Source organism: Bradyrhizobium sp. DOA9, assembly GCF_000617845.2.
GTDB lineage: Bacteria > Pseudomonadota > Alphaproteobacteria > Rhizobiales > Xanthobacteraceae > Bradyrhizobium.
This window is the reverse complement of sequence record NZ_DF820425.1, coordinates 3,100,322-3,114,394: the sequence shown is the minus strand read 5'-3', so window position 1 is coordinate 3,114,394 and position 14,073 is coordinate 3,100,322. Positions and strand designations below refer to the sequence as shown.

10 protein-coding genes and 1 tRNA gene are annotated in these 14,073 nt (G+C 65.7%); 5 read left to right on the top strand and 6 right to left on the bottom strand.

Annotation, left to right across the window (positions count from 1 at the left end; genetic code table 11):
- Positions 1 to 93 precede the first annotated feature (93 nt).
- From BDOA9_RS14535 to BDOA9_RS14520, 4 genes are read left to right on the top strand one after another with little or no spacing between them, the layout of a single operon-like run.
- A complete protein-coding gene (locus tag BDOA9_RS14535) occupies positions 94 to 2,196 on the top strand; it encodes a B12-binding domain-containing radical SAM protein (protein ID WP_025034671.1) in 2,103 nt (700 codons plus the stop codon).
- Entirely contained in the window at positions 2,193 to 2,579 is a 387-nt protein-coding gene (locus BDOA9_RS14530; protein WP_042336074.1) for a hypothetical protein, read from the top strand. The genes BDOA9_RS14535 and BDOA9_RS14530 overlap by 4 nt, the downstream gene beginning before the upstream one ends.
- A 28-nt stretch (positions 2,580 to 2,607) precedes the next feature.
- On the top strand, positions 2,608 to 3,471 hold the full coding sequence (locus tag BDOA9_RS14525) for a thiopeptide-type bacteriocin biosynthesis protein (RefSeq protein WP_025034669.1): 864 nt from the start codon (positions 2,608 to 2,610) through the stop codon (positions 3,469 to 3,471).
- Complete coding sequence (locus BDOA9_RS14520; protein WP_025034668.1) at positions 3,471 to 6,086, top strand: lantibiotic dehydratase; 2,616 nt, start codon at positions 3,471 to 3,473, stop codon at positions 6,084 to 6,086. The genes BDOA9_RS14525 and BDOA9_RS14520 overlap by 1 nt, the downstream gene beginning before the upstream one ends.
- On the opposite strand, the gene BDOA9_RS14515 is transcribed toward BDOA9_RS14520, so the two are convergent.
- The 4 genes from BDOA9_RS14515 to BDOA9_RS14500 form a co-directional block, all read right to left on the bottom strand.
- Positions 6,038 to 7,168 (bottom strand): TfuA-like protein, encoded by a 1,131-nt coding sequence (locus BDOA9_RS14515; protein WP_025034667.1) that lies wholly within the window; start codon positions 7,166 to 7,168, stop codon positions 6,038 to 6,040. The genes BDOA9_RS14520 and BDOA9_RS14515 overlap by 49 nt on opposite strands.
- Positions 7,165 to 8,337 (bottom strand): YcaO-like family protein, encoded by a 1,173-nt coding sequence (locus BDOA9_RS14510; RefSeq protein ID WP_244521583.1) that lies wholly within the window; start codon positions 8,335 to 8,337, stop codon positions 7,165 to 7,167. Before BDOA9_RS14510 ends, BDOA9_RS14515 begins: the two co-directional genes overlap by 4 nt.
- Positions 8,338 to 8,625: 288 nt before the next feature.
- On the bottom strand, positions 8,626 to 10,746 hold the full coding sequence (gene mdoH / locus BDOA9_RS14505; RefSeq protein ID WP_025034665.1) for a glucans biosynthesis glucosyltransferase MdoH: 2,121 nt from the start codon (positions 10,744 to 10,746) through the stop codon (positions 8,626 to 8,628).
- Positions 10,734 to 12,239 carry a glucan biosynthesis protein G gene (locus tag BDOA9_RS14500; RefSeq protein ID WP_025034664.1) on the bottom strand — a complete coding sequence of 502 codons (1,506 nt, stop codon included), beginning with the start codon at positions 12,237 to 12,239 and terminating at the stop codon, positions 10,734 to 10,736. The genes mdoH and BDOA9_RS14500 overlap by 13 nt, the downstream gene beginning before the upstream one ends.
- Positions 12,240 to 12,427: 188 nt before the next feature.
- Between BDOA9_RS14500 and BDOA9_RS14495 the strand changes: the two genes are divergently transcribed.
- A complete protein-coding gene (locus BDOA9_RS14495; protein ID WP_025034663.1) occupies positions 12,428 to 13,252 on the top strand; it encodes an SDR family NAD(P)-dependent oxidoreductase in 825 nt (274 codons plus the stop codon).
- Positions 13,253 to 13,345: 93 nt separating this feature from the next.
- Here BDOA9_RS14495 and BDOA9_RS37905 read toward each other — a convergent pair whose 3' ends face one another.
- On the bottom strand, positions 13,346 to 13,540 hold the full coding sequence (locus BDOA9_RS37905; protein ID WP_152033286.1) for a hypothetical protein: 195 nt from the start codon (positions 13,538 to 13,540) through the stop codon (positions 13,346 to 13,348).
- A gap of 285 nt (positions 13,541 to 13,825) precedes the next feature.
- A tRNA-Gln gene (locus BDOA9_RS14490) sits at positions 13,826 to 13,900 on the bottom strand.
- Positions 13,901 to 14,073: the final 173 nt, after the last annotated feature.

Below are 14,073 nucleotides of genomic sequence, written 5' to 3'. Positions count from 1 at the left end.
AGGGCAACATCGGACGGAGCGAGATTTTCTACGCAGTTCGCGAAGGCGCGGGCCGGCGAACGTCGATCCCTTGACAGCACACCTGGTCTGACCATGTTCCGTGTGGCTCTCATCTATCCTCCCGGAGGGGACCCGAGAGCTCCGAGGCTTCCCCTGCCGGCACTCGCGGCGGCCCTGCGCACCGCTGGCGTTCACGTTTCGCTTTTCGATCTCGACATCGAGGGCGTGCTCGATTTGCTGCGGCCAGAACGGCTGCTCGAAGCGGGAGAACGGGTGGCGCGCAGGGCCGCCCGCTCGGACGCGAGCCAGCGTCCCCTGCTCGAGCGGACCGCAGGCCGCGCTCCCGAACTGGCCGAGACGATTCCGGCGGCGCTGAGGACAATCCGCGATCCGGCGCAGTTCTGCGACCCCGTCCTGCTGAACCAAGCACGTGAACGGCTCTACAATTGCCTGGATCTGGTCTCGCTCGCGTCCGAGCGCAATATCCGCTACCAGACCGAAATCCTGCGCTACGACGTGGAGGGTATCGACCCAAGCAGGTTCTCGGACCTGCTCCAGATGACAGCCGACCCGACAGCGAACCTGTTTCAGGGGCACTGGGACGCCGATGTCTTTCGCAGGCTCGACGCCGGCAATTTCGATCTCATCGGCATTTCGCTCACGCTGCGCTGGCAGATCATGCCTGGACTTTCGCTGGCGAGGCAGCTGCGCCGCAGGGGATTCCGGGTGGTGCTCGGCGGCACCGCAATCGCGAAGGTATCGCACCGGTTGCCGCACCTGCCGGAATTCTTCACGCAATTCGCCGATGCGGTCGTCATTCGCGAGGGCGAGACGGCGTTGCTCGAGCTCGTCAACCAGCTTCAGGGAGCTCATGAACTGGAGAGGGTCCCGAACCTGCTTTACATGGACCAGCAGAAGGTTCGCGCGACGAAGCTGCACATCGAGAACTACGCCACCCTGGCAACGCCGGATTTCGATGGCATGCCGCTCGGCAGCTATCTGAGCCCTCACCTCGTCCTGCCGGTCATGGTGGGCAAGGGCTGCTATCACGACGAGTGCACGTTTTGCGACATTCCCTTCATCAACCGCGTCTCGCCCAAGCGCTACCGTACCCGCCCTGCCGAACGGCTGGCCTCGGATATCGATGCACTCGCGAGCAGATACGGCTGCCGGCATTTTCTGCTCGCGGACGAGGCACTGCCACCCCGGGTTCTCGACAGGATCGCCGACGCGCTGGTGTCGGTCGGCAGACCCAATCTTGCATTCTCCGGATATGCTCGGCTCGAGCCCGGCTTCACCCCTCAGCTCTGCAGCAAGCTGGCAGCCGTGGGGCTGCGTCGACTCTATTTCGGCCTGGAATCGGCGGATCAGCGGACGCTCGACGGCATGCAGAAGGGAATTCGCGTCGAGAATGCGGCGACAGTCCTGAACAACTGCCGTGATGCCGGCATCCGTTTCCATGTGTTCTCGATGATCGGGTTCCCTGGCGAGGACCACGACAGCGCGCGCCGCACGATCGACTTCTTTGCCGAGCACACCGATCTGTTCGACGACCCCGGCAACACCTTCGATATCCATGAGCTGGAGATCCTGACGGACACTCCATATTTCTCCGAGGCCGACAAATACGGCATCCGCATCGACGCGCCGGTCGAGGATCGCGACTTCCTGTTCGGCGTCGGGACGAATTGGGAGAATACCAGGGGACTGACGCGCGCCGAGATTGCCGAGCTGCTCGGCGAAGCCAGCGCCGCAATCAGCAAGCGTTTCGCCAGCTATCACGCATGGCCGCCGGTGGTATGGCCGGCGCAGGAGGAATGGTCGTTGATCTATGCCGATCGATATTACGGCACCCGTTTCCCGCACCGCGTCGGTGTACCCGATCGTCCCGATGGTTCACGCTATCGGCTTGCCTGGAACCGTGCCGCGCTCATCGAGCGGGGAGAGGACAAGTGCGTCGTGACATCGCGGCGCAACAGCGTGTCGCTCGATCCCCTGTCGTTTCGAAGGCTGGGCGAGGACCCGCGCTATCGACCGGGGCCGGAAATCCTCTCCGACCTCGCAGGTGTCGGTGCCACCAGTCAGATGCGTGCCGAGCTCAATGCGCTCGTGGTGACGCTCGTTCGGCAGCGCTTGCTGGACGTGGTTACCGATCTCGGGCACGATGTCGTCACGCAGGAAGCACCATCGCGATGAGCGCGGAACAGACAGCCAGCGGCGGGATCAAGGCAGGTGACGACGGTACGCTCACCGAGTGCGGAGAGACACTCGCTGTCGTCCGCAAGAAGGCCTTGCTGCGGATCCTCGCCTGCCGCGATGCGGAGCGCGCCGGCATCCGGATCACGGACGCCGACATCGCGGCGACCTCCGAGGATTTCCGCCGGGGCTTCGGGCTCGAGACGGAGGAAGATTTCGTTGCGTGGATGGCGGTACGAAATCTCTCTGCCGGAGCGTTCGCGAAGGCGATGCGCGATTTCGCGGTCGTGCGTGCTCTGGAACTCGTCTACGCACGGGAGATCGACAACCTTGTCCATGATCAGATTGCCGTCAGCACGGCCCGCCTGCGGTCTGGCGGGTAGTGCCGTGATGCGGGTGGCTGCCTAGACCATGGCCAGTCGCAACGATCGGTGGCTGCAACTGAACGTCGCGCTGGCCCGCCACAACGGGACGGCGCTTCCGGCCGCCCGGCATGTGCTTCGCGCCATCGAACAGTTGCCGGCCTCGGCCCGCGCGGGCTTCTTCTTCCAGCGCAAGCCGCCCGATCTGCGCCTTCGCTTCGCCGGGGACCGCGAGCGGCTGTCGCTGCGGCTCCTTCCACTGCTGCGACGTGCCAGGTCAGAAGGTCATGTGCTGCGCTATTTCAGCAGCGTTTACGAGCCGGAGTACCGACAATTCGGCGGGCCCGAATGCATGAGGGCGGTACACAAGTTCTGGAACACCGACAGCCTGATGTGGATCAGGAGCGATCGGCTCGCGGAAAACGGATTCGCTGACCGCGAGCGGCGTCCGTTCATCGAAACCGTCCTCGAGGATCTGTTCCGGCGCGCAATGGAGGACCCGTGCGAAGTCTGGGACGCGTGGTGCAATTTCGGCGTGCTGGTGCGGGCAAGCTTGCCGGGCACCATCACAGCATGCCCGCCAAGGATCTGCGACTTGCAGGCCGCCGCGCTGCCGCATGAGGCAGATCTGGCCGCGCGCTATCAACAGGCCAATGCCGCCCTTGCCGACGGATTGTCGCGCGCACGGGAGAACGGCCGCATGAGCTGCGGGATCAGATCGATCATGCCGTTCGTTGCGCTGTTCACCCTCAATCGCCACGGCTACGACCAGCCAAGGCTGGCGGCGCTGGCGGAGGTCATGGCGGCCGCCTGGAATCCAAAGCAGCAGCTGACAGGCGCAGCGCCAGCTCCCGCGAGGCGCGACCTGCCTCCGGTGACCGCCACCACGCCGCAGCACACGGCACCCGGGTGATGGATGGAAACCCCGCAGATGCCGCCACCGCGGTGGACCGCCGTCCGCTCGGTCCGGCCATACTGCGCATCGCGGGATGGCCGATCGAATGCCTCGAGCCCCTGCGCGCCAGCGAGCTCTGTCAGCGGATCGACCGCTGGATCGGGCACGAGGATGAGATCCGCCACGACAGCCGGCTTCTCGCGGCGCAGCTTCACGAACTGATTCCGAAAATCCCGGACCGTCGGCTTCGCGGATTGGCGTTGTCGCTGAAGCGGGCGCTGGCGGGAACGCTGCATCCCCTGCCGGACCGATTGACCGGCGTGCTGCTGCAGGATGCAGGCATCAGCGCTGCGGTTGGCCCGGCCCTCCTCGCCCTCGCCGCGGATCGGGAGCGACATGCGGCGGAACGTGCCGCGATCGAGCAGGCCCACGGAGCCGAAATGCAGCGCGCGGGCACCGCACTCGACCAGATCGTCGGCGAAGCGCAGTTCCAGCGCGCGCTGTGCCTCGCCAGCTCCTCTCTTTACGCCCAATATCGGAAAGCCCGGCAGGTGCCCCCGAGCCGGCGCGGCCGCCAGCGGCTGCAGAGCGTATTGCATCGCTACCTGATGCGTGCGATCGGGCGTGCGACTCCCAACGGGCTCTGGGCGGGCGTAGCCCTGGAGACGGTGACGCACGGAGCGCGGGCAAAGCTCGACGTGAGCCCGGCCCCCGCAGCGATCCGTGCCAGCCCCGTGCTGTCGATCTTCCTGCGCGGACTCGATCATCTCAATCGTCGCAAGCCGTGGATGGATCAGGTCTCATGGCGGCGCAATCCGACCCTTCGTCGTATCGATGACACCCAATGGGAGTTCGGCACGTTCTCGGCCGGCTATTGGGTGGTGGGCCGCATTGCACATCACGCTCCGCTGGACATCCTGCTGAATTCATTCGGGACAGAGGACCGGCCGCTTCTGCGCGAGATCGAACATGCGCTTTGCGCCGATGTGACGGGCCTGGCTCCCGATCACGCCCGGACAATCTGCGAGAACTGGATCACGGGCGGAATCCTATGGTCGACGGCCAGCCTGCCTCCATTCTTTTCCGACACGTGGCAGGCGCTCGATGCCACGATCGACAGGCTGCCTCCGAGCGAGCAGGACGCATGGCTTGCATGCCGATCCGCGTTGCGCGCCATCGCCGACGAGATCGAAACCCGCGCGGACTCGATCGAGCCGGACGAATTGAGGCATCTGCTCGATGCCGCCAACGACGCCGTCGCTGCGGTGCTCGCACGCTACGGGGCCGCCCTGCGGCGCGACGAAGACGTATTGGCAGTTGACCGGAAGGCTCCGTTCCGTTTCTCGCTCCCCGAAAAGCTGGGCGACAGGCTTGCGCAGACGCTGCACCGGTACTGGGCCTTCGACCGCTTCGGCCTGGGCGAGATCGAAACCCGAATTGCGATCTCGCATTTCTTCGATGCGCGAGACGATGCCTGCATTCCTCTCGGTGAGCTGCTCAGCCGCGGCGGCGAGACCGATCCCACGCAGCGAGCACCGTCATGGCAGCATCGCGTGCTGCAGCGCGCCGCCGGCACTTTCGAAGCTGCGGCACAGGCGGCTTTCGATCGCTGGGAGCGCGAGATCGGACCGGTAGCGGCGCAGTCCGTTCACCGCCTCGGAGCCGACGATTCGGCCGACAGAGCCGTCGCCTTGCCTCCGGGCTCGGCGCTGCTGCTGATCGGACGTCCGACAGCAGATGGAGATGCTCCGCTCCGGATTGGCGGACTGACGCCCGAGCCCTGCTTTTTCCACTCACGCTTTGCGCATCTGTTCGACCCGGACGACCCATTCCGGCAGTGGCATGCCGCCGAGCTCGCGCAGGCCACTGCCCAATGGCCGCGGATCCAATTGCGTGACCTCGCGATCCGTAATCACCACAATCCCAATGTCACGGCACGTCCGCCATCCCTGCTGCAGCTGATCGATCCGCTCGATACCGACAGCCGGTTCATGTCCGGCGCGCGGATCACGTTCAACCGTCACGGCAGGCCGGTGCTGAGCGCTGACGGTGACCCGGGCCTGACGATTGCCTCCGCCCGTTCCGCGGCGTATCTGGGAGGTCTTGACCGGATGGCCTCGGTGCTGGCCTCGATCTCCTTCTTCCTCGGGCGCCCGCCCCTGATGGCACCCATTCCGCGACTGAACCGCGAAATCGAAGCTTGGCACCACCTGCCTCGACTCCTGCTCGACGATGCTGTGATCAGTCCGCAGCGATGGACCCCGGACGCGAGCGTCGGCACCGCGTTGGCCCGGGCGCGCGGCGCCGAGCGTCTGATCGAATGGCGCCGCTTCGTTCGGGCAAGGCGGCTGCCGGATCTCGTCTACACCTTTCAGGCGCAGCATCAGACCGAAAGCCTGCTGGCCACCGACAGCGCGCTGGCCGTGGAATTGCTTGGACAGGAGTTGCAGGCTCATGGCCCTGCGCTTCGTATCCAGGAATTGTGGCCTGTCCCGGATGATTTCATCGTGCGCGATCGCGATGGCCGCCGCTATTTGGCGGAACTCGCGGTGCCCTGGCATGCAGACGACGCGTTCTGGCAGGACTATTCGTCTGCCGTTTCGGAGCCCGCGGCGGAAGTGCCAGTGCGCTGAAGGGCCTGGCTGAGCAGAAACTCGGCGGCAAGTTCGCGCTCCACCGCCACCCTGTGCAGGTTGGCGAGCCGCGCCACGTTCAGCTCGTCGACGAGGTGAAGCCGGAGCATCTCCTCGGAGATGCCATGTCGCGTCATCCATCGCTCAGCCGCAGCTGAGTCGGTCATGCCGAGAGCCGACCAGAGTGCACCCGCGCGATCGAGGATCTCGGCCTCGGTCGGCTCCCATCCCGAGCGGCCGGCCTGATCTCGCGCGACGATGCGAAGCAGCACGGCGCGGCGGAGGCTTTCGATCACCTGCGGATCTTCGTCCGCAGCCAACGGCAGTCCGAGAATGCTTCTGCTGCTTTCCATCGCGATCTCGTTCAGCAATCTTTCGAGAAAGATCGTGCGATCGAGCTCGAAACAGGGCCGGTGAGGCTGCCAGGGCTCGCCGACAGCCAGCTTCATCCGTTGCAGCAGCAACTCCGCATCGCGCGACTTCAGGCTCACATAGCGGGTGCTCGCGAATTCCTGCCATGCGGCCAGCGCGAAAACGTCATCCGGTGCTGCGTCGGGCACCGCAGCGGCTACCGAGCCCCAGGTCCTCTCCCAGAATGGCAGGGATCGTGCGGCCGAAACGATCCGATCGGCCAGGAGCGGATCGAGGACACCCTCGGCACGGGCCATTGCGCAGCAATCGCGAATGTCCACCAAGGACTGGCTGAGCGGCAGATAGCCGAGTTCTGCGGGACCGTGGCGGACCGCGACCTCGTCATCTGCGACGATGACATCCCCGCTGAACCACTCGTAGATCTGGCCTACCCCGACCATGCCGAATGCGTGCAGTTCCGCTGCACGCAAGGCGCCCATGCTGGACGCCCCGAACACGTGTACGCCCTGGCTGAGAGCCAGCAGGATCTCCTTGTGCCAGACCGCCGGCACGGTTTCGAAATATCCGTCGATGATGCCGACATAGCGCGGCCGGCGCGTCAACAATCGGGCCAAGTCGCCCTGCTGGATAGGTGGCAGATAGGTGGCATCGAGGATCGTCTTCGCGCGGTCGCGCGACAGGCTGGGCCCGAGAAACACATAGACCGTCATGACCGATGGCTCGCGGCTCGCGCGCGGACCCTGGCCCCCGGAACATAGGAGGGAGAATCGACGACGCCTTCCAGGCCCGGCACGATGACGCGTACCACGGAGATTCCCGTGTCCGCCCTGCTGAGATCGACGATCAGGATATCCGTCAGTCCGGCCCGCGCCAGTCGCCTGACAACCAGATCCAGAGCCTGCCCGACGCTGCCCGCCGCGTCGTCAGGCACCGAGGCGAATGGCCGTGTGCCGGAAAGATCGCGTGCCAGGACACGGAAGGTGTCGAGTGCGCCGGCGTTCTGCGTCTCACGATAGCGCAACCGGCCTGCATCGTCCCGCGATCCCGCGATGGCCGTGAGCCGGCTCTGGGCGGCTTCGGTCAGCGCGCGGCACAGCGCGATCGTGCGATCGGGATGACAGCCTGCCCCACCGCTCGCCGGCAGCGGATTGATGACGGGGTCGGCGGTATCGTCGTGGAGCACGACCCGGATGGTCGGAATTCCGATATCGCTCGTCGTATCCCAAATGATGGGTTCAATGTCGGCCGCGCGCAGGCGTCGGATCAATTGTGCCGCGATGGGCATCTCCACGCTGCCCGGATCGATACGGCTCCCGGCCTGCCGCAAGGGAGGCGCATGATGCCACAAAGCCATCGCGTCGCGCTCGATCACTTCACACAGCCCATGCAGGATCGCCTCGTCGACGGTATTGCCGGACGCAAGACCGTTGGTGGTATGCAGGAACGATCCCGCCCAGGCCGGTCGCGGGACGCAGGCATCCGCGTTGACGATTTCCAGCGGCACCCAGACGGCATCGCCGCTCGCAAGGCGTCGCGCCGGGGTCCATGCCAGGGACGTCCGGCTGCCGAAGACCGAATGCCGCGAGCGCGGCAGCGCGGCAAGATCGACGAGTTGCCCGAAGGCTCCGATCTCGGCGGCGGTCGCATTCCGGACTTCGAGCCGGGCGCTTTCCGCATGTGCGAGTTCCAGCGCTTCCATCGCAGCGGAGACCCTGGCGGCAATCGGATCGAGACCCTTGCCCTGCGACACCGACAGGGTCCGCGCATTGGGTCTCACGGCCATCCAGACCGGAATGCCGATCCGATCCAGACCGGTAACGTCACCGACCCTCGTGATGCCGAAATCCCGCAATCGCGGCGCGATCGCTTCCCAGGTCATGGCCGGCGAGCGCACACGGATGCTGTTTGAGAGGACCTGCTCCATTCGCAATCAGTATCCGCCGTCGAACTGCTCGATCGTGAGCACCAGGATCCTACGCTGCAATACACTCGCGCAGAACCGAAAGCACGGCAAGGCTGCCGTCAAACGGCTACATTGAGGGCCGCCGGGCGATGGTTCGGTCGTAGGCTTTTCACACGACCGGTCTCGGTGACGCGCACGGGAAGCTGTCCCGGGTGAAGGACTGGTTGGATTCCAAGCTTGGTCCGCCAAGACGCCCTGCGCGCGTCACCGCTTCTGCAACGCGGTCGAGAGCGCCGAACCGTCGTTCAAGATCGAGAAGACCTCCCGGCTGGACAGATGTGCGGCGGCCTCCTCGAACGTCTCGCTCGCATCGACCTTGGCACGGCCGACCGCCAGGTTGGCGTCGACCGTGTCGGGCCTCGTGGCGCGAGGAGGTGGCAGCTGCGCGAGGTGGAAGGCCAGGAGCGCGGGGTCTTGGCGCAGCTCCAGCAATGCGGGGCCGCCTCCTTCGTCCGCCGACGCGCTCAGTTCGTTCGCTCGCCCCAGGACGGGAGGCGGCTCTCGTTCTTCGGGGGTGACGAACAATCTTCCGGAGGCGGGCATGGCGGTCAGCGCGCCTATGGGAACGGCGAACAGCAGCCCGACGACGACCGGCGACATCCAGAGCAGAAGCGGCAGCGAAACGGCGTAGGCGCTTGCGGCCATCGCAACGCCGCACAGGGTTGGAACGCCATATTTCCGATAGAGCTCGCGGCGTTCGACCGTGCCGTCGTCGCGCCTCTGCGTCTGCCAGCCCGCGTCCCGCCCGGCCAGGATCTCGACGACGGCGATCGACTGAAAGATCATCATCACCGGCGCCATCAGCGCGGATACGACGATCTCCGCGAGAACTCCGGCCGACGCCCGCAACGCGCCGCCGAACTGGCGTCTGACCGGGCCCCGCATCCAAACGAGGACGAGGCTGAGCAGCTTCGGCAACAGCAGCAGCCCCATCGTGGCGACGAACACCCAGATGGCGAGCACCGGATCCTGGGCCGGCCACGTCGGAAACAACGAGAACCCTTTCGGAAAATACTCCGGGCGCACGAAGCGTGCCTGCAGCGAGATCAGCATCCCCAGCAGCAGGAACAGCAGCCATAGCGGCGCCGTCAGATATGCCCCGATCCCCACCATGAAATGCAGGCGCGACACCCAGTGGAGACCACGCGCCGGCACGACGGCCAGATGCTGAAGATTGCCCTGGCACCAGCGCCGGTCGCGCGCGGCGAAATCGAGCAGCGAAGGCGGCACCTCTTCGTAGCTTCCGCCGAGCGTCGGCAGCATGTAGATGCCCCACCCGGCGCGCCGCATCAGCGCAGCCTCGACGAAATCGTGGCTGAGGATGTGCCCGCCGAACGGCTTCCGTCCTCGAAGCTGCGGCAGCGCCGCCTCTTCGGCAAACGCCCTGACCCGGATGATCGCATTGTGGCCCCAGTAATTGCCTTCGGAGCCGTGCCACCAGGCGACGCCGGCGGCGATCATCGGTCCGTACAGGCGGCCCGCGAATTGCTGGACCCTGCTGAACAGGCTTCGCGCGTTGACGACCATGGGGAGCGTCTGGACCAGCCCGGCGCTCGGATTGCTTTCCATGGCATGGACCAGCCGGACGATGGTCTGCCCGCTCATGAGACTGTCGGCATCGAGCACGATCATGAAGTCGTAGGCGCCGCCGAACCGCGTGACCCACTCGGAAATATTGCCGGCTTTGCGCGCCGTATTCTCGGCGCGATGGCGATAATAGAGCCGTGGCATCGCCACCGCCTGCCGCAGCGCGAGGAGCGCTTTTTCCTCGGCGACCCAGATGTCGGGATCGGTGCTGTCGCTCAGGACGTACCAGTCGAACAGCTTTCCTTGCGAGGTCGCCTCCAGGGATTCGATGATGGCACGCAGCCGCGCCGTCAATTGGTGCGGGTCTTCGTTGTAGGTTGGAAGCAGTATGGCGGTGCGGCTTGCGATCGCAGGCAGCTCCGCCTCTGGCGCGAGGTCGCCCGGGCGATGGGCGAGCAGCACGAAGAAGCCGGCCAGCGCGGAAGCGAAGGAGAAGGCGACCCAGGCGAGCAGGACCAGGAAGAGCGCCAGCACCATGGCTTCGAGGACGGTGACGCCGCCGACCTCCAGCACGCGATACATCTCATAGCCGCCGCCCGCCGTGAGCGCCGCCGCCGAGAGGAGGATGAGGCCGCGTCGCCAGGCCATCGTGGTGGCGACCGGCGCAGGAATGCGGTCGGGGACCCGGCTTTTTCTGAGGTCGCCGGGCGCCATCGCGAGAGGAGACTCACTCGGCAGCAGGCGCTGGGTCGCGATATCGCCGGCAATGGGGCGCGGTGCCGTGCTCAGGGCGTCCATCGGTAGACCCAGATTTCCGACAAGGCCTTGTCGCCTTGGGCCAGCAACGCCCGCAGCTCGATCGGCTCGCCTTTCACCTGGCACTGGAAGCTGAGCCGCCAGCCGCCGGTGTAGGGATTGGGCTGCGTGACGATGTTCTTCACCTCGGACTTTTCCGCCGTCACGACGCCTTTGACAGCGGCAGGATCGACGCCCTTGAGGTTGTCTCCGAACAGATCGAGCACGAACAGGCGCGCGTCCTCTCCCCCCGCCCCGATGCCGCTTCGCGTGAACCTGGCCAGCGAATGCGGCTTCGGGCTATCCGGCCCCCAATGCAGCCGATAGGTGTAGTTGTGTTCGCCCTTGGCCCGCAGTGGGTTTTTCGGCCGCCAGAATGCGGCGATGTTGTCGTGAACCTCCTCCTTGGTCGGGATCTCGAACAGCGTGACGCCGCCCTCGCCCCAATCCCCGATCGGCTCCATCCAGAGACTTGGGCGTTTTTCGAAGCTGGATTCGATGTCCTGGTAGGCGAAGAAGTTTCTCTCCCGCTGCATCAACCCGAAGCCGCGCGGATTGAGATCCTGGAAGGTGCTGATCTGCAGATCGCGGGGGTTGCTGAGCGGCCGCCACAGGCTTTCGCCCTTCCCGTTGAAGATCGAAAGGCCGTCGGAATCGTGGACCGAGGGGCGGAAATCGTCGATGTCGTTGCGGTCGTTCGGACCGTAGAAGAACATGCTGGTCATGGGCGCGAGACCGGCCCGCGGCATCTCGACGCGCGGGTAGACCGACATCTCGACGTCGAAGACCGTCGTGTCCCCGGGGCGCACGGTGAATCGGTAGCTCGCGGCGCAGCTCTTGCTGTCGAGCAGGGCATGGATCACCAACGAGGTCGCACCCGCCGCCGGACGCTCGAGCCAGAACGTCTTGAAGAGCGGAAATTCCTCGCCCTTGGCTTCGCCGGTATCGATCGCGAGCCCCCGGGCGGAAAGCCCGTAGGTCTGCCCCTTGGCCACGGCGCGGAAATAGCTCGCGCCCAGGAAGACGCAGACCTCGTCGTAATAGTCGGGACGGTTCATCGGCGCATGGATGCGGAAGCCTGCGAATCCGAGATCGCCGTCATCGAACGCCGGGACTTTCTCGCCAAAGGAAAAGTCCGCCTTGCGGTACTTGATCTCGGATGCCTTTCCGTCCGCGACCTCGAAGATGTTCACCCTGTTCTTGTAGAAGAAGCCGCGATGGAAGAACTGCGCTTCGACCGGAAGATTCTTGCCGCGCCAGAGCGCCCGCTCGGGCAAAAAGCGGATCGAGCGATACTGATCGTAGTCCAGGTCCTTCAATCCGCCCGGGAGCTTCTCGTCCGGCGGCTCATACGGCTTGCTCGCCAGCATCCGCGCAAGGTCCCTCACGGTGGACGGGCCGAACGCATCATCCGACGGAGCGGCCAAGCTGCGCCCGGAAGCAAGCAGCAAAGCCGGCAGCAACGCCGACCCTCGAACAAGCTGGCGTCGGTTCACGTGCTCTCCTACTCGCTCGCTATTGCCCTGTTGCCGCGGCCAAGCAACGACCAGCGCGCCCGCGAGTTCCAAGCCGTCCGCGCCGGAGGGCCGCGCCAGCCACGCTGGTGGCGCCGATGTCGCTGGTGCAGCCCCTGGCGATCGGCTTCAATGTCGCAGCTGGGACATTTCATGACAGGCGGAAGATCATGGCATCGCATGACGGGACGAGAATTTTGGCTGGGCAGGTGGCCCTGGTGACCGGCGCAGGGCGAGGGCTCGGCCGCGCCTTTGCGGAAAAGCTCGCCGCGCTTGGTGCCAGCGCCGCGATACACGGCATGCGCGAGAACGGGCCTGCCGAATATGGCGAAGGCAGCACGCTCACTGCCGTTGCCGCAGAGATCGGCAGAGAATTCGGCGTGCGCACCTTGCGCGTGCTCGGCGATCTCACCAGGACCGACGATATCTCGCGCGTGATCGCCGAAACCGAGGCAGCTCTCGGCCCGATCGATATCCTCGTGCACAATGCCGGCGGCGATATCGCAGCCGCCGGAGGCAAGCCCGATCCGAACGATGCCGTGAACATCAAGGAAGCCGACATACGCGCCGTGCTGGAGCGCAACCTGCTCTCGACCATCCTGACCTGCCAGGCGGTGGCGAAGGGCATGATGGCGCGGCGGCGCGGCCGCATCGTCACGCTCGGCTCCGTCGCCGCCTTCAAGGGGCGGACCAACGGCTCGATCTATGCGGTGGCGAAGGCGGGCGTGACGCATTACACGCGCTGCCTCGCCGACCAGCTCCGCGCCTACGACATCGCCGTCAACTGCATCGCGCCCGGTGACACCCGCACCGGCCGATTCCTCGGCACCCGCGCGGTCGATCCGAGCCGGATGGTCGAGACGGGGACGCTCGACCGCATCGCCACCGTCGACGAGGTCGCGCGCGTGGTCGAGTTCTTTGCAGGACCGATGGGTGCCTTCGTCTCGGGGCAGGTGTTGCGGATCGACGGCGGCGGGCAGGCGTGGCCGGCGTGAGCGGCGCGGGAGCGCGCCAAAGACCCCAATGACGATGGCGCGCCCGTTGGCGCAATGGCGCATTCGGCGAAGACCCGAGTCCTGCACCCGCGCTCAGAAGCGAACCCCAACCGGATCAAATGATGCGGACTTATGCCCGCCGCCGGTGGAGGGGTTGCTGGGACCAACCGGTCCGGTTGGCGCCGGGTTGACCGTCGACGTCTTGAGGATCGTCGGCACGAACAGCTGTCCGAAAAAACCGAGTCCGCCGCCGCTAACGCTGTCGAGCTCTGTGGTGCTGAGTTCCATTGGTCCCCTCCGCGGTATGGTGGTTGTTGGCGAGGTCAGCTTTAGCGCGGGGGAGCACCGCCGACCGTGACGGCAGTCACGCGGGGGGCGGCCTCGACCGAGGTCGCGAATCTCGACGCCTTCGCTGTGCGCTTCCGGGTCGACGCTGCGGCGCTCCGTCAACGGCGGCCAGACGGTGGCACGGTCCGCGGAAAGCGTCCTCGTCATTCTTTGCGAAGAAGCAGCGACCCGGAAAGCGAATTCGATCAACCACCGTTCCAGAGACGGCCGCTGCGGAAAATCAGCTGGCTGGGGCGGGAGGGATCGAACCTCCGAATGGCGGAATCAAAATCCGCTGCCTTACCGCTTGGCTACGCCCCAACAGACGAAGAACGGGACGGGCAGGGCCGGCACCTGCAGATTCCCGTTGGTCGCAGCCGGTCTATAGGGAGCGGCGCGGCATTTCAACCGCTAGGAGGGGCAAATAGGGCCGGCGGCTGGCAGCCGACACTCTATTCTGGGCCGCCATGCCCTCCCCGTCCCGGCGAGGCCCC